This is a genomic window from Enterobacter wuhouensis (genome assembly GCF_004331265.1).
Taxonomy (GTDB): Bacteria; Pseudomonadota; Gammaproteobacteria; order Enterobacterales; family Enterobacteriaceae; genus Enterobacter; species Enterobacter wuhouensis.
This window is the reverse complement of the sequence record NZ_SJOO01000001.1, coordinates 782,228-802,749: the sequence shown is the minus strand read 5'-3', so window position 1 is coordinate 802,749 and position 20,522 is coordinate 782,228. Positions and strand designations below refer to the sequence as shown.

Genomic DNA, 20,522 nt, shown 5'->3' with positions numbered 1-20,522 from the left:
AGCAAACGATGAAAAGCGTAGTCATTCAACAGCCGAACGAACTGGTGATTGAAGATCGTCCACTCCCGGCACCTGCTGCAGGCGACGTGCGCGTCAAAATCAAGCTCGCCGGGATTTGTGGTTCAGACAGCCATATCTACCGTGGGCATAACCCGTTCGCTAAATACCCGCGCGTGATCGGTCACGAATTTTTTGGCGAGATCGATGCCACAGGCGAGGGCGTAGACGGTGCTCGTCTTGGTCAGCGCGTCTCGGTTGACCCGGTAATCAGCTGCGGACACTGCTATCCGTGCTCCGTCGGCAAACCAAACGTCTGCACCTCGCTGGTCGTGCTGGGCGTCCACCGTGACGGCGGCTTCAGCGAGTACGCGGTGGTGCCTGCAAAAAATGCCTGGCCCATTCCGGATGAGATCCCCGATAAACACGCCGTTATGGTTGAACCCTTCACCATTGCGGCCAACGTGACGGGCCATGCAAAGCCGACCGAACAGGACGTGGCGCTGATTTACGGCGCAGGCCCGATGGGGCTGGTCACCGTGCAGGCGCTGAAGGGCGTCTACAAGGTGAAGCAAGTTATTGTTGTCGATCGCATCGACGAACGTCTGGCGATGGCGCAGCGCAGCGGCGCGGACTGGGTCTTTAACAACGCTGAACAATCGCTGCAGGCTGCGCTGGAAGAGAAGGGGATGAGGCCGACGTTAATCGTTGACGCTGCCTGCCACCCGTCGATACTGCAGGAGGCAATTACCCTGGCCTCTCCGGCTGCGCGCATTGTGCTGATGGGCTTCTCCAGCGACCCGAGCCAGATCGTACAGCAGGGGATCACCGGCAAAGAGCTGTCGATTTTCTCCTCGCGGCTGAATGCCAACAAATTCCCGGTCGTGATTGACTGGCTGAAGAAGGGGCTAATCGACCCTGAAAAACTGATTACCCATACTTTTGACTATCACCACGTTTCAGACGCAATCGAACTGTTTGAAAAAGACCAGCGGCAGTGCTGTAAGGTCTTACTCACGTTCGGCCAATAACAATTCACGCGGTTAAGAGCCTGCGCAGACAGGCTCTATGTGGTACGCATCTTACCTTTCAGAGATAGCCATTATGACGCAAGCACAACCTCAAAGAACGACATCAGACCTGGTGAAAGCCGCCGTTTCCGGCTGGCTGGGCACGGCGCTGGAGTTTATGGATTTCCAGCTCTACTCGCTGGGCGCAGCCCTGGTTTTCCACGAAATCTTCTTCCCGGAACAGTCCGCCGCGATGGCGCTGATACTGGCGATGGGGACTTACGGCGCGGGCTACATTGCGCGTATCGTCGGGGCCTTTATTTTCGGCAGAATGGGCGACAGCATTGGCCGCAAAAAGGTGCTGTTTATTACCATTACCATGATGGGGATCTGTACCACCCTCATTGGCGTCCTGCCAACCTACGCACAGATCGGCATTTTCGCGCCGGTGCTGCTGGTGACGCTGCGTATTATCCAAGGCCTGGGCGCAGGGGCTGAAATCTCCGGCGCAGGCACCATGCTGGCGGAGTACGCGCCGAAAGGGAAGCGCGGCATCATCTCCTCGCTGGTGGCGATGGGCACCAACTGCGGCACGCTGAGCGCCACCGCAATCTGGGCGGTGATGTTCTTTGCTCTCGATCGTGAAGAGTTAATCGCCTGGGGCTGGCGCGTGCCGTTCCTGGCAAGCGTCGTGGTGATGATCTTCGCAATCTGGCTGCGAATGAACCTCAAAGAGAGTCCGGTATTTGAGAAGGTAAACGACGCTGACGCTGCAGCACCGGTAGCGACACAGGAAACCTCGCTGGGCGCGATGTTTAAGAGCAAGTCCTTCTGGCTGGCAACCGGCCTGCGTTTTGGTCAGGCGGGCAACTCAGGTTTAATTCAGACCTTCCTGGCGGGATATCTGGTGCAGACGCTGCTATTCGATAAAGGCATTCCGACCGATGCGCTGATGATAAGCTCCATCCTCGGGTTTATCTCTATCCCGCTGCTGGGCTGGCTGTCGGACAAGGTGGGGCGTCGTCTGCCGTACATCATTCTCAATATTTCAGCCATCATCCTGGCGTACCCGATGCTGTCGATCATCGTTGACAAGAGCTACGCGCCGGGCGTGATCATGCTGTCGATTATCGTTATCCACAACTTCGCGGTGCTGGGGCTGTTTGCCCTGGAAAACATCACCATGGCAGAGATGTTTGGCTCGCGTAACCGCTTTACCCGCATGGCGATTTCTAAAGAGGCCGGTGGCCTGGTGGCGGTGGGCTTTGGCCCTGTGCTGGCGGGGATTTTCTGCAATATGACCGGTTCCTGGTGGCCGATTGTCGCGATGCTTATCGCCTATTCAGCGATTGGCCTGATTTCTGCTGTATTAATGCCAGAAGTGCGTGACCGCGATCTGAGCATAGCGGAAGACGCGGCTGAATCTCCTGAGAAAGCGTCTGTCGCTTACGGGGCACTTTCATCGCGGCGCTAACGGTTTATATCTTGAGTGACCTGTCACACAACTTTTCATTCATGTCACACCACATGGACAAAAGTTAATATAAATCAATATCTGAAACTGCAGTATCAGTATGGTTAATGGCAGATATTTTTTACCTCAACTGCCATTCTAGTTGGTGTAGTCAGCAGGCGCAGCCGCTCTGACAAGAGAGCGGCTGCGGATCGCAGCATAGTTAAATTAACGAGTCTCAATCATGGAAAACCGGTTATTACAGGCGAAAGCGACGCTTCCTCAATACGATCGCGATAGCCTCAAGGCACGCATTGTTCATTTAGGTTTTGGCGCATTTCACCGTGCGCACCAGGCGGTGTACACCGACATTCTTGCGGCTGAACACGGCAGCGACTGGGGGTACTGCGAAGTTAACCTGATTGGTGGGGAACAGCACATTGCCGACCTCAAGGCGCAGGATAATCTATACACCGTGGCGGAGATGTCTGCCGATGCATGGACGTCGCGCGTTGTCGGCGTGGTCAAAAAGGCGCTGCACGCTCAGGTTGACGGACTGGAAACCGTCCTGACCGCGATGTGCGAGCCTCAGGTTGCTATCGTTTCGCTGACCATCACCGAGAAAGGGTACTGTCATTCCCCGGCGACGGGTCAACTGATGCTCGATCATCCGTTTATCGTCGCAGACCTGCAGAACCCGCACCAGCCGAAATCCGCGCCGGGCGTGGTTGTAGAAGCGCTGGCGCGTCGCAGGGCGGCGGGACTGCCTGCTTTTAGCGTCATGTCCTGTGACAACATGCCGGAAAACGGTCACGTGATGCGTAATGTGACCTGCGCCTACGCGCGTGCAATCGACAGCGACCTGGCAGACTGGATTGAGGCCAACGTGACCTTCCCGTCGACCATGGTGGATCGCATCGTGCCTGCGGTGACGGCGGAAACGCTGGATAAAATCGAACAGCTGACCGGCGTTCGCGATCCGGCGGGCGTGGCCTGCGAGCCGTTCCGCCAGTGGGTGGTCGAAGACAACTTTGTTGCGGGGCGTCCTCAGTGGGAAAAAGCGGGTGCCGAGCTGGTTTCAGACGTCATTCCGTTTGAAGAGATGAAGCTCCGTATGCTTAACGGCAGCCACTCGTTCCTGGCGTACCTTGGCTATCTGGCAGGATACCAGCACATCAACGACTGCATGGAAGACGAGAATTATCGCGCGGCGGCACATGCGCTGATGCTGAAAGAGCAGGCACCCACGCTGAAGGTGAAAGGCGTTGATTTGGGCCGTTATGCCGATATGCTGATAGCCCGCTACAGCAATCCGGCATTGCGTCACCGCACTTGGCAGATCGCGATGGACGGCAGCCAGAAACTTCCGCAGCGTATGCTTGATTCCGTGCGCTGGCATCTTGTGCATCAGAAAAGCTTCCCGCTGCTGGCGCTGGGCGTCGCGGGCTGGATGCGTTACGTCGGCGGTGTGGACGAGCAGGGCAATGCAATTGAGGTAAGCGACCCGCAGCTGGCAATCATTCAGACGGCGGTAGAGGGTAGCGCTGAAGGCGAAAGCCGCGTGAAGGCGCTGTTGGGCATAGAGGCTATCTTCGGAAACGAGCTGTCGCAGGAGGCGGTCTTTGTGGATGCCGTCATGAAGGCGTATCAGACGCTGCTGCAGAAGGGGGCGAAAGCCACGGTTGCGCAGTACGCGGCGCAGGTTTAATCCCTGACATGCCGCCGTTCGCGGCGGCATGACGCTGCACTGTTAGTGCATTCCCAGACGAATCAGCTCAACCGGTTCGAATTTCCCTTCGCATCCTTCCACTTCCACCGTTTTGCTGCGGCGCACCTGCGCGGCGTCGAGGCCCTCGCTGTGAATCGCTTTAATCAGGCCGGTGCGGCCCGTGCCGCTGATCATGACCCGGCTGCCGGTGGTAATGGCGTTGCGGTTACGGTCGTATGTCATCATGGTATTTTCTCCTCTCTCACTATCCGCTACGGCGCTATTTCACGTCTCGCCGTTGACGGGCATTATTAATACGCCTCTCTTCGCATAAATTATTTGTTTCCGATCAAGATCACACTTTTTTCTCCGTTCTGAATGCCGCTGACGGTTCAGGACGGTAATTTACAAAGTGGACAGTTATTTTCCTTAATGGATAATTTACCCCTGCAAGCGTTGAGGGTTTGTTTATATTGCCAATGGCACTCTTAAGGCAGGAAATAATCCTCTCATCGGAATAAGGAGTCAGGCTTATGTACAAGAAGATTTTGATGCCTGTTGATGTGTTTGAAATGGACTTGAGCGATAAGGCGGTGCGCCACGCGGCCAACCTGGCGAAGGCAGAAGGCGCGTCGATTACCCTGGTGAACATTCTGCCAAACAGCAGCCGCTCGCTATTGCGCGGGTTCAACGCCGATATCAAGAAGTTCGAAGAGTATATGACCGTCGAGTCCGAGAAGAAAATGACGGCGTTGAAGCGGCTTTTCGATATTTCACCGAACGATATTCACTGCAAAGTCTGTTTTGGCAACGTGCGTGACGAAATAATCAGGCTAAGCAAAGAGGGGGATTATGACGTAATTGTTATCGGTTCGAAAAACCCGAGCATGACAACCCACCTGCTCGGCTCGAATGCCGAATCTATTTTACGCTATGCCACCATCCCGGTACTGGTCGTTCGCTAATAAACATTGCCGCTGCCGAAAGGCGGCGGCGAATTTATTCCTCGCTAAACCACTCGCTGTTTTCCTGACGAATAAGCTGCACCGATTCGCTAATTTCCTGCAGGTGCAGGGTCATCGCTTTTTCAACACCTTCCGCATCACGCTTATCCAGCGCATTGAAAATGTCATGGTGCTGTCGAAGCAGCATTTCGGGCGGCGAAACGTGATCCAGGCTCATATAGCGCACGCGGTCAATGGTGGCCTTAATATTCTCGATGGTATCCCACGCCAGCTGGCAGTCGGCAATTTGCGCCAGCTTCTGGTGGAACTCATCGTCCAGTTGGAAAAAGTCGTTCAGCTGTTTACGGTCAATCGCAATGCGCTGCTGGTGCAGGTTTTGTTCCAGCAGGTAGATCTGGTTTTCGTTTATCAGCGATGCGGCCCGGCGCACCACGGCACACTCAATGGCCTGGCGCACGAAACAGCCGTTCCGCACCTGCGAGAGCGAAATTTTATTCACATAGCTGCCGCGCTGCGGGCGGATCTGAATCAGGCCGTTTTCCGCGAGCTTAATAAACGCTTCGCGTACGGGCTGACGAGAAACGTCAAAACGTACGGAGACCTCTTTTTCAGAGAGCGGCGTTCCCGGCGGGATCAGGCAGTGGACAATGTCGCGTCGTAAAATACGGTAGATTTGCTGATTAACGGGCTGGGTAGGATTAAGTTGCGATTCAGCGGCCATGGGTTGTGATTTCTCAGAGAGTTAACCTGAACATACTACCATTCTTTTGCCCCGCATCACATACCCGGCCCGCAGGCCGGGAAGGGCAGATTAGCCGCGATGCACGTTCAGCCCGGCAAAGCTTTGGCTGACCGGCATCATTTCAACGGTATTAATGTTGACGTGTTTTGGCAGCGTCGCCACCCACCAGACCGCTTCGGTGATATCTTCCGGCGTCAGCGCATTGGCGTTTTCATAGGTTTTATCCGCCTTCGCGTCATCGCCCTTGAAGCGCACGTTGGAAAACTCGGTGCCGCCCACCAGGCCCGGCTCGATATCGGTGACGCGAACGGCGGTACCGTGCAGGTCGGTGCGCAGGTTCAGGCTGAACTGGCGCACGAAGGCTTTGGTCGCGCCATAGACGTTACCGCCCGCGTAGGGCCAGCTGCCCGCGGTAGAGCCGATGTTAATGACGTGACCGCGATTGCGCTCGACCATGCCTGGCAGCACCGCGCGGGTCATATACACCAACCCTTTATTGTTGGTGTCGATCATGTTTTCCCAGTCTTCGACGCTGGCTTTGTGCGCTGGCTCCATGCCCAGCGCCAGGCCGGCGTTGTTAACCAGCACGTCGATCTCACGCCATTCGGCGGGCAGGTTCGCCAGCATCTCTTCGATGGCGGCGCGATTGCGTACGTCCAGCTGCGCGGTCAGGATGCTGTCGCCTAAATCGTCCTTCAGCTCCTGCAGACGCTCCTGACGACGGCCCGTTGCAATCACCTTATGGCCGTTGGCGACGAAGCGACGCGTGATGCTTTCACCAAAACCCGCTGTCGCCCCGGTAACTAAAATAATCATCTCACTGTTCCTCAACGCTTTTTATGTAGTACTACCATAGCACGCTCTCCGCCACGCCGTTAAGGCAACATTTGTATAACGGCATTGCAGGCTCTGGCCCGCTGGCCTACTCTGGGGGGATATACCGTATTAAGGAGTCAACGATGTCGGTCAATAATCCTTTTTTTGAAATCAGCCAGTTGCCCTATCAGGCGCCGCGTTTTGACGCGATTAACGATAGCCACTATCGCCCGGCATTTGATGAAGCGATGCGCCAGAAGCGCGCCGACATCGAGGCCATCATCGCGCAAGCTGCCGCTCCGGACTTCAACAATACCGTTCTGGCGCTGGAAAAAAGCAGTGCCATGCTATCGCGCGTCAGCAGCGTTTTCTTCGCCATGACCTCTGCGCACACCAACGATTATCTTCAGGAGCTGGACGAGCAGTTTTCGACCGAGCTGGCGGGGCTGGCGAACGATATCTGGCTCAACGATACGCTTTTCTCGCGCGTGGAAAGCGTCTGGCAGGATCGCGCCACGCTGGATGCCGAATCCCGTCGGCTGGTGGAAGAGACGCACCAGCACTTTGTGCTGGCCGGCGCGCGTCTGAGTTCCGCAGAGAAAGCGGAGCTGAAATCGCTGAATACTGAGTCAGCCTCCCTGACCAGTCAGTTCAACCAGCGCCTGCTTGCGGCGGATAAAGCGGGCGGGCTGGTCGCTGAGTACATGCATCAGCTTGAGGGATTGAGCGCTGATGAGATTGCCACCGCCGCGCAGGCTGCCGCCGAGAAGGGGCTGAAGGATCGCTGGCTGATCCCGTTGCTGAATACGACCCAGCAGCCTGCGCTCTCGGCGCTGGCCAACCGTCAGACCCGCGAAAACCTGTTCAAAGCCGGATGGGAACGCACCCAGAAGGGCGATGAAAACGACACCCGACAGCTGATCCTTCGACTCACCGCGCTGCGAGCGCGTCAGGCAAAACTGCTGGGTTTTGCGGATTATGCGAGCTGGAGTACGGCCGATCAGATGGCCAAAACGCCCGCCGCCGCGCTGGCCTTTATGCGCGGGATCGTCCCAGCGGCGCGCGCCCGGGCAGCGGTGGAGCTGGCGGATATCCAGAAGGTGATTGATGACGAACAGGGCGGTTTTACCGCGCAGGCGTGGGACTGGGCATTTTACGCCGAGCGCGTGCGCCTGGCGAAATACGCGCTCGATGAATCGCAGGTTAAGCCCTATTTTGCGCTTAATACCGTCTTGCTCGACGGCGTGTTCTGGGCCGCCAGCCAGCTGTTTGGCATCGGCTTCGTGGAGCGGTTTGATATTCCGGTTTATCACCCTGACGTTCGCGTATGGGAGATTTTTGACCACACGGGCGAAGGCATGGCGCTGTTCTACGGTGATTTCTTCGCCCGCGATTCGAAGGGCGGCGGGGCGTGGATGGGGAACTTCGTTGAGCAATCTTTCGAATTTGCCGCGCGGCCGGTGATCTACAACGTGTGTAACTATCCAAAACCGGCGAGCGGGCAGACCGCGCTGATCTCCTGGGATGATGTCATCACCCTGTTCCACGAGTTCGGCCATACCCTGCACGGCCTGTTCGCCAGCCAGCGCTACGCCACGCTTTCAGGCACCAATACGCCGCGCGACTTCGTGGAATTCCCGTCACAAATCAACGAGCACTGGGCCAGCCATCCCCAGGTCTTTGCGCACTATGCCCGCCACTACGAAACGGGTGAACCGATGCCGGAGGGGCTGCGCGATAAAATGCTTAACGCGACCCAGTTCAACAAAGGTTACGACATGACGGAGCTGCTGAGCGCAGCGCTGCTGGACATGAACTGGCACAGCATTGACGGTGCCGTCGACGGCGTAGAGGCATTTGAAGCTGAAGCGCTCAACAAAGAGGGGCTGGATCTGCCGGCGGTTCCGCCGCGCTATCGCAGCAGCTATTTCGCCCATATTTTTGGCGGCGGCTACGCGGCGGGCTACTACGCGTATCTGTGGACGCAAATGCTGGCCGACGATGGCTATCAGTGGTTCGTCGAGCAGGGCGGCTTAACGCGGGAGAACGGGCAAAAATTCCGCGAGGCGATATTGTCGCGCGGGAACAGCAGCGATCTGGAAGCGCTGTACCGCGACTGGCGCGGACACGATCCCCGTATTGAACCCATGCTGGTGAATCGCGGGTTGAGTGCGTAAGGGGAATGTGGTCTGCTACCTGAGTCGGGCGTCATGCCCGGCTTTGAGGGAAATAAGGTCACGGCCTTAGGTTAAAACAGAGATAACGTAGCGAGCAAAGCAGGTGAGGGATGATGGCGTACCTGGACTATTTATTAACGTTTATTGAGAGCAATCCTGCACTTGCAATAGGTTTTAACATCATACTGTTAATTATCTCCGGTTTTTTTGCACATCTTATGTGCAAATTCCTGTTAATTAAAGTTGTCAGAAGAGTGTTCTTTTCCAGCCATAAGCAGGACGTTCCATTAGAAAAGGATCGTCGAATCGCTGAAAAGCTCTCTAATTTTGTTCCGGTTATCATCGTTTATTACGTATTACAGTTTATGCCGAATATGCCGGCATCGCTGGTTACGGCGATAAACACCATTTGCGGGATTCTATTTTTTGTTTTCCTCTCGGTATTTTTCAACGAAATGCTGGATATTGTTAACAGCTCCTATCTGCGAAAAACCAAGCGGAAAAACCACTCTATAAAAGGCTACATCCAGATAGGGAAAATTTTAGTCCATATCATTGCAGCCATCATGATTATCGCGGTGATGTCGAATAAATCACCGGCCATTATTATTTCAAGCCTCGGTGCGGTTGCTGCGGTGCTTATGCTGGTCTTTCAGCATACGCTGCTTTCCCTTGTCGCCAACGTTCAGCTTTCGTCAAACGACGTGCTTCAGCTCGGCGACTGGATTGAAATGCCGGATAAAAACCTCAGCGGAGAAGTGACGGATATTGCGCTGCACACCATCACCATTCGCAACTGGGATAATACGATTTCACGTATTCCGACAAAGAATTTCTTAACAGAAACCTACACTAACTGGCAGGCGATGTTTTCCTCGGGGGCGCGCAGGATAATGCGCAGCACCACTATCGATCAGCATTCGGTGGTGTTTCTCAATCAGGAGATACTGGCACCCATGCTGGGAATACGCGGGGTGAGTGAACCGCTGGCGAAGCTGCTCGATGGCCGCGATCCGCTGGGCGTTGCCGACAATTGGTTTGTGGATAATGGGCTGACTAACTTAACGCTGTTTCGCCATTATATGATGGCTTACCTTGCTGAACGACCCGATATTATCAAGGATATGTATATCGTGGTGAGAACGTTAAAGCCGTCGGCATCCGGGATCCCGCTGGAAATATACTGTTTTACCACGTCCACAATGTGGATGGATTATGAAAATACGCAGTCGGCCATTTTCGAATATATCACGGCGGTTGTGGAGAAATTTTCGCTTCGTTTATACCAGTATCCGGCAGGACACGACTTCTGGCGATTGTCTCAGGAAAGTGAAAAAGGCCGGGCGTAATGCCCGGCACCTTATGCTTACGCGATCGCGTTAGGACAATCTTCACCCTTTTCCAGCTGCTGCAAATTCCCCAGCGTGGTTTCCGAAATGCTGATTAGCGCTTCGGCGGTGAGGAACGCCTGATGGCCGGTGAACAGCACGTTGTGGCAGGCGGACAGGCGGCGGAAGACGTCATCCTGAATCACGTCGTTGGACTTGTCTTCAAAGAACAAATCGCGCTCGTTCTCATACACGTCCATCCCCAGCGCGCCAATCTTTTGCGTTTTCAACGCTTCGATCGCCGCCTGGGAGTCAATCAACCCGCCGCGGCTGGTGTTGACGATCATCACGCCGTCCTTCATCTGGTCAAATGCCGACTGGTTGAGCAGGTGATAGTTTTCCGGCGTCAGCGGGCAGTGCAGGGAGATCACGTCTGACTGCGAGAACAGCGTGGTCAGATCGACATACTCTACGCCCAGCTCCAGCGCGGCAGCGCTTGGGTAAGGGTCAAACGCCAGCAGGCGCATGCCAAAGCCCTTGAGGATGCGCAGGGCAGCCACGCCGATTTTACCGGTGCCGATCACGCCTGCGGTTTTGCCGTACATGGTAAAGCCGGTCAGGCCTTCCAGAGAGAAGTTGGCGTCGCGGGTGCGCTGATAGGCGCGGTGAATACGACGGTTCAGGGACATCATCATGCCGATAGCGTGTTCCGCTACCGCTTCCGGGGAGTAGGCTGGAACGCGAACCACCTTCAGATCCAGCTCTTTTGCCGCATCAAGATCCACGTTGTTAAAGCCCGCGCAGCGCAGAGCAATGTACTTCACGCCCTGCTTTTTTAACTCTTCGAGCACCGGGCGACTGCCGTCATCGTTGACGAAGATGCAGACGGCTTCGCACCCGTGCGCGGTTTTGGCGGTTTTCTCGGTCAGCAGAAAGTCGAAAAATTCAAGTTCGAATCCATAAGTCTCGTTAACATGTTGCAGATACTTTTTGTCGTACTGCTTTGTGCTATAAACGGCGAGTTTCATAAGACTTTCTCCAGTGATTTTGCATTCACGTTAGCATGATTAAAATAATCTTACAATTTATAAAATATTATTGAATTCAATAAGTTCTATGAATAATGATAGAGCATCTATCCTTAAAAATGGCATACGCTTCAACTGACTGGCTAAACATGCGACAATGATCGGCACTGTCGGCTTAATTCTTTCGCTAAATCAGGATATTAACTGCCCATGAAGGGTAAATACAAAGCCGTAATTGCGCTATTACTGCTGTTAATTGTTTTGCCGCTTACGCTGCTGATGACGCTCGCCCAATGGGTGCCAACCTTAGCAGGGATCTGGCTACCCGTCGGAACCCGCATCGCCTTCGAAAAAAGCCCCCGACTGACCCGCCACGCTATCGTTATTCCCGATCTGCGCTATCTGGTTGAGGATTGCGAGATTGCCAGCGTAAAAAACGCCACGCTGTCCCATCCCAGCCGCTGGAAGCTGGAAATCGACGCGCTGGAGCTGAACGCCGTGTGCTTCAGCAAAATCCCTCAGTCAGCGCCTTCGACGGTCGCACCCAAAACGCTGGCGCAGTGGCAGGCGGTTTTGCCCAAAACCTGGATCGCCGTTCACTCCCTTACGCTCTCACCCTGGCAACAGTGGCAGGGGGAACTCCATGCTTCACTCACGCCGGAGACTCAGGAACTCACCTATAACGGCGAGCAGGTGAGCATCAACGGTCGGCTGCGTGGTCAGACCCTCACCGTCAGCCAGTTTGACGTACTGCTTCCCCACCAGCCGGAGCCTGTGAAGCTGGTGGGGGAATTCACCCTGCCGCTGGTTCCGGACGGCGTGCCCGTTAAAGGCCACGCCGTCGCGACGTTTAACGTGCCACAGTTAACGTCTCTGGTCGATGCCGATCTCGACTGGGAGGAAAATCAGGGGCAGCTGGTGGTCATGGCGCGCAATAATCCTGAACCATTGCTCGACCTGCCGTGGCAGATCACGGCGGAACAGCTGAACATCAGCGATGGCCGCTGGCACTGGGATCTGTCCGGCATGCCGCTGAGCGGGCGCGTTGGCCTGAGGGTGGACAGCTGGCAGCAGGGGCTTGAGAACGCCATTTTTACCGGGCGTCTCAACGTGCTGACGCAAGGCGATGCCGGTAAAGGCAATGCCGTGCTCAATATAGGGCCCGGCAAGCTCAGCATGGAAAACAACAACATGCCGCTTCACCTGAGCGGCGAGGCCAAGCAAAACGATCTTATTCTTTACGCTAAACTTCCGGCAAAGCTGACCGGCAGCGTCAGCGATCCGCAGCTTACGTTCGAACCGGGTGCGCTTTTGCGTTCTCGTGGGCGCATTATTAACGCTCTCGATATCGATGAAATCCGCTGGCCGCTGGCAGGGGTTAAGCTCACCCAGAAAGGTGTAGACGGTCGCCTGCAGGCTATTCTGCGTGCGCATGAAAATGAGATGGGCGATTTTGAACTGCACCTTGACGGACAGGCCAATGACTTTCTGCCCGATAACGGCCTGTGGCAGTGGCGCTACTGGGGAAAAGGCGGCTTTACGCCCATGCATGCCCGCTGGGATGTGGCGGGTAAAGGCGAGTGGCGCGACAGGCTTATCGAACTCACCGATCTTTCCACCGGCTTCGACAGGCTCCAGTACGGCACCATGGAGGTGAGCAAACCGCGCCTGGTGTTGGATAGCCCGGTACGCTGGTATCGCGATCCGGCCAACCCAAAATTCAGCGGTGCGCTCTCGCTGAATGCCGGACAAACGTCGTTTTCGGGGGGAAGCGTACTGCCGCCGTCGGTGCTCACGTTTAGCGTGGACGGCACCGAACCGACCCTCTTCCAGTTCAAAGGCGACCTGCACGCCGACAAGATTGGCCCGGTACGGGTAAACGGGCGCTGGGATGGCGAACGCCTGCGGGGGCAAGCCTGGTGGCCGAAGCAGTCTCTTACCGTATTCCAGCCGCTCATCCCGCCAGACTGGAAATTGACCCTGCGTGAAGGTGAACTTTACGCGCAGGTGGCGTTCTCGGCGGCAGCCGATCAGGGCTTTGAGGCAGGCGGCCACGGCGTGCTGACGTCGGGCAGCGCGTGGATGCCCGACAATAAAATTAACGGCGTCGATTTTGTCCTGCCGTTCCGCTTTAGCGAAGGAACCTGGTCGCTCGGCACGCGTGGGCCGGTAACGCTGCGCATTGGTGAAGTTGAAAACCTGGTGACCGCGCGCAACATCACCGCCGATCTGCAGGGCGACTATCCGTGGACGGAAGAGAACCCGCTGCTGCTCACCAACGTGAAGGTTGAAACCCTCGGCGGGAAAATTACCATGCAGCAACTCAGGATGCCGCAGCACGATCCGGCGCTGCTGCGGGTAGACAATATCTCTTCCAGCGAGCTGATCGGCGCCGTCAATCCCAAGCAGTTTACAATGTCAGGGCCCGTAAGCGGGGCGCTGCCGTTTTGGCTGGATAACGAAAAATGGATCATCAAAGATGGCTGGCTGACCAATCCGGGGCCGATGACGCTTCGTATCGACAAAGACACGGCGGATGCCATCGTGAGCGATAATATGGTGGCGGGGGCTGCGATTAACTGGCTTCGCTATATGGAAATTTCCCGTTCGTGGACAAAACTCAATGTCGATAACCTGGGTGAACTCACCATGCAGGCCACCATCAAGGGAACCAGCCGGGTTGATGGCAAAAGTGGTTCGGTGAACCTCAACTACACCCACGAAGAGAACATATTTACCCTCTGGCGCAGCCTGCGCTTTGGAGACAACCTGCAAACATGGTTTGAGCAACATGCGGCAATACCCAGTGCCCGCAGTGCTACCGGCAAGGAAAGTGAGGATCAACGATGAAAATGAGGGCAGGTGTACTCACCGTCGCCGCTGTCGCGCTGCTGAGCGGCTGTACGCCACGCATTGAGGTGGCCGCGCCAAAGGAGCCGATCACCATCAACATGAACGTAAAAATTGAGCACGAGATCCACATCAAGGTCGATAAAGACGTTGAATCCCTGCTGAAATCGCGCAGCGATCTGTTCTGAGGACGCCATGAAACGATTAGCTCTTATTTTACTGGCGCTGGGCATGAACGTGCAGGCGGCAACGCTCACCTTAAATGACGCCCGGGCGCAGGGGCGCGTGGGGGAAACCCTGAGCGGCTATATCGCGCCTGTCAAACAGGATGCCGAAACGCTGGCGCTGGTGAACCGCATTAATGCCGCGCGGACGGAAAGCTATCAGAAGCTTGCCGACAGCAATAACCTGCCGGTGGATGAAGTGGCGAAGATGGCAGGGCAAAAGCTGGTCGCGCGCGCGCAGCCGGGTGAATACGTGAAGGGAATTAACGGAAAATGGCTGAAAAAATAGCTAGCGGCAACGCTTGCGGTACTCTCCGGGCGAAACGCCAAACCGCTGCTTAAACGCCGTAGAAAAATGGCTATGGTCGGCAAATCCCCAGCTGTAGCCAATCCCCGCCAGCTTTTCATCGTCTCCGGCTGAACGCAGCACCTGCGCGCAGAGGTCGAGTCGGCGGTTTTTAATATACTGCGCCACCACCAGGCCCTTATCGGCAAACATGCGGTACAGGCTGCGCACCGACATCCCGCTCTCTGCGGCAATCCACTCCGGGCGCAGGGTTTCCGCCTGAATATGATCGTCAATCAGTGACAGCACGTTCTGAAACTGGCGTTCCTTACGCGGCGGGGCCGCTTCCCGCTGCTGAAACGCCGGACGCAGCAGGCAGACCATCGCCTCCAGCGCCGCTTCACTTTCCCGATCGCTCAGGTCGGCATTGCCCATGCTCTCCTGCAGCAGGCGGTGGCTCAGCTGAACGGTAGGCAGGGTGCGGGAGAGCGTGAGCGCGCAGCTTACCTCCTGAAAACGACACTGCTGTTCAATAATCTGGCGCGGCACAAGCAATGAAATCTGGCGGGACTTTTCCTGCCAGTAGATGGAGCAGGGGCGCGAGGCGTCAATGAGCGTAATGTCCCCGGATTTGAGGATAGAGCGACGGCCGTCCTGTTCAATCTCCGCGCCGCCGTCGAGCTGAAACACGGTGTAGAACCACGCGTCGTTGCTGGTTTTTATCTCCTGACGCGTGCGGAAGAGGTTAACGCCCGCGGCGGTCACGGTGCTGAGCTTCAGGCTGCGCGCATAGCTGGTTTCCAGTTCGCCAATAAATTCGCCCTCAAGTGGGCGAGCGTCAAAACGCCCGCAGACCTGGTTAATTTGCGCCAGCCACTGCTGATATTTTTCCTGCTCGCTTGCACACGCCATCGTTTATCCCGCTGCACCGTCAATGTTTTCGCATTGTTGCATTTGTGTTGCATTTTGTCAGAGCCTTGAGGCTGACTATAGGAAAGAACACTCACCGGGAACAGCGGTATAAGCCGGAATTATCACGATTTGCGGAGCCTGTCACAGGTGGCAAAGCGAATGTCAGAGAGACAAAAGCGAGAATGCGAAAGCCCTCGTAGACTGCATTAACACCCTGCGAATAATAACGAAGGAGTACCCTATGTCAGAATCACAGGTCGCAATCCTGCCGGGCGTGCAGCAGTTTTTGGACCGCCATCACGGGCTGTGGATTGAAGGACGACAGACCGCATCCGACAGCGAAAAGCGGTTAAACGTCTATAACCCGGCAACGGGAGAGATTATTGCCTCTACTGCCGATGCCAGCGTTGATGATGTCGATCGGGCGGTGATGTCCGGCTGGCGCGCCTTTGTTGCCCGTTCCTGGTCAGGCAAACTGCCCGCCGAGCGTGAGCGCATCCTGCTGCGTTTTGCCGATCTGGTTGAACAACATAGCGAAGAGCTGGCACAGCTTGAGACGCTGGAGCAGGGCAAATCAATCAATATCTCTCGTGCGTTTGAAGTCGGCTGCACCCTGAACTGGATGCGCTACACCGCCGGGCTGACCACGAAAATTGCGGGGAAAACCCTCGACCTCTCAATCCCCCTACCGCAGGGAGCGCGCTACCAGGCCTGGACGCGAAAAGAGCCTGTGGGCGTGGTTGCCGGCATTGTCCCCTGGAACTTCCCGCTGATGATTGGCATGTGGAAGGTTATGCCCGCGCTGGCGGCGGGGTGTTCCATCGTTATTAAGCCTTCTGAAACGACGCCGCTGACGATGCTGCGCGTTGCGGAGCTGGCGAGTGACGCGGGCATACCTGAAGGCGTGTTCAACGTGGTAACGGGCAGCGGCGCGGTGTGCGGTGCTGCGCTGACGTCGCATCCGCATATCGCCAAAGTGAGCTTCACCGGCTCTACGGCAACGGGAAAACAGATCGCGCGCGCGGCGGCAGATACGCTCACGGGCGTGACCCTGGAGCTGGGCGGCAAAAACCCGGCCATCGTGCTGAAGGATGCCGACCCGGCCTGGGTGATTGATGGGCTGATGATGGGGAGCTTCCTGAACCAGGGGCAGGTCTGCGCCGCCAGCTCGCGCATCTACATTGAAGCGCCGCTGTTCGATACGCTGGTGAGCGGTTTTGAGCAGGCGGTGAAATCCCTGAGCGTCGGGCCGGGCATGTCGCCGCAGGCGTTTATTAACCCCCTCGTCTCGCGTGCCCACTGCGATAAAGTGCAGACCTTCCTCGATGAAGCAAAATCAAAAAGCGCGGAGCTGATTGTCGGCAACGTCGGCCCGTCCGGCAAAGGCTATTACGTTTCGCCTACGCTGGTGGTCAACCCGGATGCGGCGCTGCGCCTGACCCGTGAAGAGGTGTTCGGCCCGGTGGTGAACCTCGTACGCGTAGCCGACGGCGAAGAGGCGCTACGGCTGGCGAACGATACCGAATACGGGCTGACGGCCAGCGTCTGGACGCAGAACATCAGCAGGGCGCTGGAGTATACCGACAGGCTGCAGGCGGGCACCGTGTGGGTAAACAGCCACACGCTGATTGACGCCAACCTGCCGTTCGGGGGCATGAAGCAGTCCGGTACCGGTCGTGACTTTGGCCCGGACTGGCTGGACGGCTGGTGCGAGACCAAGTCGGTTTGCGTGCGCTACTAGTAAAAGCAAAAGGCAACCGGGAGGTTGCCTTTTTAGTGTGTGTTCCCTCTCCCGTGGGAGAGGGTCAGGGTGAGGGCATCAGGCCACACCGGGCTAATTTCGTAGGCCGGGTCAGCGCAGCGCCACCCGGCATTTTTTAATGCGACCACCGGTCCCGCCCGGCCTCTTTCGCACGGTACAGCGCCGCATCGGCGCGGGCGATGACCTCGGGACCGGCCAGACCGTCCACCATCCCCGCAATGCCCATACTTGCCGTGACAGCATCGCTGACATTTGAGGCGCTGTGGGCAATCGCTTCAGCCCGTAACCCCTCCTGAATGCGAATCGCCACCTGTTCCGCCATCGCTTCCGGGCAGTCAAACAGGATCACCACAAACTCTTCGCCGCCGTAGCGGGAAACAACGTCATGGGGCGTGCGCACCGATTTTTTCAGCACCTGCGCCACGCGCGTCAGGCACGCGTCCCCGGCCTGATGACCGTAGGTGTCGTTGTAAAGTTTGAAGTAGTCGACGTCCAGCATAATCAGCGAAAAGGCCTTTTTCTGCTCGACGGCGTTTTCCAGCACGGTTTCCATTGCCCGACGGTTAGCCGTCTGGGTTAAGGCATCCAGATGCGCCAGCGCATCGAGCCGCAGAATGAGGCGCTGATTCTGCTGGTTACGCCGCCAGGCTTCCTCAAACCAGCTTAAAAGGATGAAACGTCCGCAGACCAGAATGAGGGTGAAAACTCCCCACGGAACCGCAAAGCGGAGGCTTACCTCGTGATTAAGGACGATGCTCGCGGCAGGCAGGGTGAGCCAGAGGGGGAGAATAAATGACAACAGCCCCGAAAGGTGGAAATAGAGGGCCGCCATCCCCGCCAGCAGCAGAACGGTAAATATTGGCCACGCATGGGGGATCTGGACCACGGCGATGAGCAGAAAGCTACACATTGCCCACATCAGGCTGCAAATGAACAAAACGATGCCGATCCCGGCGATATGCCGCCAGGCCATAACCACCAGCGCTGCCGAGAGGATGATAACCCCTAACATGGAGGTATCCACCACCATTGTTAGCTGTTTTGTGGCGCCAATGAGGCTGTCGATATTGTCGAACAATACGTTGCGGAACAGGATCATGAGCGCGAAGCTCGCGTTCACGAAGGCCAGCCACGGCAGGTTCATGGCAAGGCCGTGGCGCACCATCGATTTTCGCGTGGGCCAGGTTGCCCGTTCAGGCGTCGTATTGTGTCTTTTTTCTATCACAGCCGATTTCCGTATCAATAGGTGTATAAAAATACGGGCGGACGCGCCGCCCGTGATGCGTTACGGTGTCACGATATTAAACCAGAACTCAAACTTGTCCATGTAGCCGAGCATTTCATCGAGTTTTGCACCGTTGCCGGTGACCTTGATGTCGCCGCTGTCCTCGGCCTGCTTCAGCGTCACTTCTTTCAGGATAATTTTGTTCAGCGTATCGCGGTTGAGCGTCAGGGTGGCATCTGCGTCCTGCGCTTCGGCATTGGCCGTGTGGTTCAGTACGCCATTTTCCAGCTCAAGCTTGTATTTACCGCCATCGTTGCCCAGATCGACGTTAAGCACCGATTTGGCCTCTCCGGCTTTCTGACCGTTGATATGCACCGCCAGGTAGTCAAAGAACATTTCCGGGGTCATGGCCCGCACGGTATCCGGGCTGGCGGTATTCGGCGTTGGCCCTTTTACCACGCCGTTACGCAGCTCCTGCGCGCCGGTCAGGTAGAAGTTGCGCCACGGACCGGATTCGGCCTGGTAGCCCAGCTGCTCCAGCGCATCGGCTTCGAGATTACGCGCCGCCTGGTTGTTCGGATCGGCAAACACCACTTTGCTTACCACCTGCGCCACCCAGCGGTAGTTGCCCTGGTCGAAATCGGTTTTCGCTTTTTGCAGAATCGCATCCGCGCCGCCCATATATTCAACGAACTTCTTCGCGCCTTCTTCTGGCGGCAGTTCATCCAGCGTCGCCGGGTTGCCGTCGAACCAGCCCAGATAGAGCACGTAGGTGGCCTTCACGTCGTGGCTCACCGAGCCGTAGTACCCGCGGTTAGCCCATGTGTGCGCCAGCGAATCCGGCAGCTTGAAGCTGGCGGCGATCTCGTCGCGCGTCAGGCCTTCGTTCGCCATGCGCAGCGTCTGGTCGTTAATATATCGATACAGGTCACGCTGGCTTTTCAACAGTTTGACAACATTCTCGTTGCCCCAGGTAGGCCAGTGGTGCTGTGCCATGATGATTTCGGCTTTATCGCCCCAGCGCACAATCGCCTGGTTGATGTATTTCGACCACGGCAGCGGTTCGCGGATTTTTGCCCCGCGCAGGGAGTAGGTGTTGTGCAGGGTGTGGGTCACGTCCTCTGCGGATTCAATCAGCTTTTTCTCTTCGATATACCAGAGCATTTCGGAAGGCGCTTCTGAGCCTGGCGCCAGCATAAAATCATAGGTGAGGCCGTCGATGACCTCTTTCTGACCGTCTTTCTCGATGATGTTGGTTGGCGCGATCAGGGTGACGCTACCCGCGGAGGTGGTTGTGCCCAGGCCTGCACCCACCTGGCCTTTGGCGTCGGGTTTCAGCAGGTTGCCGTACATGTAGCTGGCGCGACGGCTCATGACGTTGCCCGCCATGATATTTTCCGCGACGGCGGCTTCCATAAACCCGGACGGGGCGTAAATTTTCACTTTGCCCGACTTCACGTCACCTTCGTCAACCACGCCGCGCACGCCGCCGTAGTGGTCAACGTGGCTGTGGGTATAAATAACCGCCACCACCGGCTTTTTCCCGCGGTTTTTGAAGTAGAGATCCATCCCGACTTTGGCCGTTTCTGCCGAGACCAGCGGATCAACAACGGTAATACCTTCTTTACCCTCGATGATGGTCATATTCGACAAATCGAGGTTGCGGATCTGATATACGCCTTCGGTGACTTCAAACAGGCCGCTGATGTTAATCAGCTGAGATTGACGCCATAAGCTCGGGTTAACCGAATCCGGCGCTTTGTCACCCTCTTTAATGAACGCGTATTGCTGAGGGTTCCAGACAACGTTGCCTTGTTCACCTTTGATCGCCTCCTGAGGGATAGGGGCAATAAACCCCTTGTGGGCATCGGTGAAATCAGTGTTATCGGAGAAAGGAAGCTGGTTAAACAGCGCGTTATTGGCCTGCTGCGTTGCGGCAGTGGCCTCCTTCGGGGCTTCTGCCGCATAAGCGGAACTGACGGAAACCAAAAGCCCTGCCAGTGCAAGACTTCTGACGATCAAATTGAATTTCATCCTAA

The 20,522-nt window shown here is 56.4% G+C and carries 17 protein-coding genes; 10 read left to right on the top strand and 7 right to left on the bottom strand.

Features of this window, described 5'->3' with window-relative positions:
• Positions 1 to 8 precede the first annotated feature (8 nt).
• The 3 genes from E0L20_RS03925 (at position 9) to E0L20_RS03915 (ending at position 4,168) form a co-directional block, all read left to right on the top strand.
• A complete protein-coding gene (locus tag E0L20_RS03925; protein WP_131632783.1) occupies positions 9 to 1,028 on the top strand; it encodes a Zn-dependent oxidoreductase in 1,020 nt (339 codons plus the stop codon).
• Positions 1,029 to 1,101: 73 nt separating this feature from the next.
• The gene (locus E0L20_RS03920; RefSeq protein ID WP_131632782.1) at positions 1,102 to 2,481 is read left to right on the top strand and encodes an MFS transporter; all 1,380 of its coding nucleotides are present in this window, start codon (positions 1,102 to 1,104) and stop codon (positions 2,479 to 2,481) included.
• A 223-nt stretch (positions 2,482 to 2,704) separates the two neighbouring features.
• A complete protein-coding gene (locus tag E0L20_RS03915; protein ID WP_131632781.1) occupies positions 2,705 to 4,168 on the top strand; it encodes a mannitol dehydrogenase family protein in 1,464 nt (487 codons plus the stop codon).
• 42 nt (positions 4,169 to 4,210) lie between these two features.
• On the opposite strand, the gene ydfZ is transcribed toward E0L20_RS03915, so the two are convergent.
• Positions 4,211 to 4,414, bottom strand: a complete 204-nt coding sequence (gene ydfZ / locus E0L20_RS03910) for a putative selenium delivery protein YdfZ (RefSeq protein WP_131632780.1) — start codon at positions 4,412 to 4,414, stop codon at positions 4,211 to 4,213.
• Positions 4,415 to 4,701: 287 nt separating this feature from the next.
• Here ydfZ and E0L20_RS03905 point away from each other — a divergent pair, with 287 nt between their 5' ends.
• On the top strand, positions 4,702 to 5,133 hold the full coding sequence (locus E0L20_RS03905; protein WP_131632779.1) for a universal stress protein: 432 nt from the start codon (positions 4,702 to 4,704) through the stop codon (positions 5,131 to 5,133).
• A 34-nt stretch (positions 5,134 to 5,167) separates the two neighbouring features.
• Here E0L20_RS03905 and E0L20_RS03900 read toward each other — a convergent pair whose 3' ends face one another.
• Both E0L20_RS03900 and ydfG read right to left on the bottom strand, forming a co-directional pair.
• The gene (locus E0L20_RS03900; RefSeq protein ID WP_131632778.1) at positions 5,168 to 5,854 is read right to left on the bottom strand and encodes a GntR family transcriptional regulator; all 687 of its coding nucleotides are present in this window, start codon (positions 5,852 to 5,854) and stop codon (positions 5,168 to 5,170) included.
• A 90-nt stretch (positions 5,855 to 5,944) separates the two neighbouring features.
• Positions 5,945 to 6,691 (bottom strand): bifunctional NADP-dependent 3-hydroxy acid dehydrogenase/3-hydroxypropionate dehydrogenase YdfG, encoded by a 747-nt coding sequence (gene ydfG, locus E0L20_RS03895; protein WP_131632777.1) that lies wholly within the window; start codon positions 6,689 to 6,691, stop codon positions 5,945 to 5,947.
• A 143-nt stretch (positions 6,692 to 6,834) separates the two neighbouring features.
• On the opposite strand from ydfG, the gene dcp reads away from it, so the two are divergent.
• On the top strand, positions 6,835 to 8,868 hold the full coding sequence (gene dcp, locus E0L20_RS03890; RefSeq protein WP_131632776.1) for a peptidyl-dipeptidase Dcp: 2,034 nt from the start codon (positions 6,835 to 6,837) through the stop codon (positions 8,866 to 8,868).
• Positions 8,869 to 8,981: 113 nt separating this feature from the next.
• Positions 8,982 to 10,217: a mechanosensitive ion channel family protein gene (locus E0L20_RS24000; protein WP_131632817.1), complete on the top strand. Its 1,236-nt coding sequence runs from the start codon at positions 8,982 to 8,984 to the stop codon at positions 10,215 to 10,217.
• A gap of 17 nt (positions 10,218 to 10,234) precedes the next feature.
• Here E0L20_RS24000 and E0L20_RS03880 read toward each other — a convergent pair whose 3' ends face one another.
• Positions 10,235 to 11,224: a 2-hydroxyacid dehydrogenase gene (locus E0L20_RS03880; RefSeq protein ID WP_131632775.1), complete on the bottom strand. Its 990-nt coding sequence runs from the start codon at positions 11,222 to 11,224 to the stop codon at positions 10,235 to 10,237.
• 210 nt (positions 11,225 to 11,434) lie between these two features.
• Between E0L20_RS03880 and E0L20_RS03875 the strand changes: the two genes are divergently transcribed.
• Genes E0L20_RS03875 through E0L20_RS03865 form a run of 3 tightly spaced genes read left to right on the top strand, consistent with a single transcriptional unit; the run spans position 11,435 to position 14,587 of the window.
• A complete protein-coding gene (locus E0L20_RS03875; protein ID WP_131632774.1) occupies positions 11,435 to 14,074 on the top strand; it encodes a YdbH family protein in 2,640 nt (879 codons plus the stop codon).
• Positions 14,071 to 14,262, top strand: coding sequence for a YnbE family lipoprotein (locus tag E0L20_RS03870; protein ID WP_131632773.1), 192 nt, complete (start codon positions 14,071 to 14,073; stop codon positions 14,260 to 14,262). Before E0L20_RS03875 ends, E0L20_RS03870 begins: the two co-directional genes overlap by 4 nt.
• Positions 14,263 to 14,269: 7 nt before the next feature.
• On the top strand, positions 14,270 to 14,587 hold the full coding sequence (locus tag E0L20_RS03865; protein ID WP_131632772.1) for a YdbL family probable chaperone protein: 318 nt from the start codon (positions 14,270 to 14,272) through the stop codon (positions 14,585 to 14,587).
• On the opposite strand, the gene feaR is transcribed toward E0L20_RS03865, so the two are convergent.
• Entirely contained in the window at positions 14,588 to 15,496 is a 909-nt protein-coding gene (feaR, locus tag E0L20_RS03860; protein ID WP_131632771.1) for a transcriptional regulator FeaR, read from the bottom strand.
• Between the two features lie 241 nt (positions 15,497 to 15,737).
• On the opposite strand from feaR, the gene E0L20_RS03855 reads away from it, so the two are divergent.
• Positions 15,738 to 17,237, top strand: coding sequence for an aldehyde dehydrogenase family protein (locus E0L20_RS03855; RefSeq protein WP_131632770.1), 1,500 nt, complete (start codon positions 15,738 to 15,740; stop codon positions 17,235 to 17,237).
• A 136-nt stretch (positions 17,238 to 17,373) separates the two neighbouring features.
• Here the strand turns inward: E0L20_RS03855 and E0L20_RS03850 are convergent, their stop codons facing one another.
• Together E0L20_RS03850 and E0L20_RS03845 are read right to left on the bottom strand one after the other, a co-directional pair.
• Positions 17,374 to 18,480, bottom strand: coding sequence for a GGDEF domain-containing protein (locus E0L20_RS03850; protein WP_131632815.1), 1,107 nt, complete (start codon positions 18,478 to 18,480; stop codon positions 17,374 to 17,376).
• 63 nt (positions 18,481 to 18,543) lie between these two features.
• Positions 18,544 to 20,517, bottom strand: coding sequence for an alkyl/aryl-sulfatase (locus E0L20_RS03845; protein ID WP_131632769.1), 1,974 nt, complete (start codon positions 20,515 to 20,517; stop codon positions 18,544 to 18,546).
• Positions 20,518 to 20,522 lie beyond the last annotated feature (5 nt).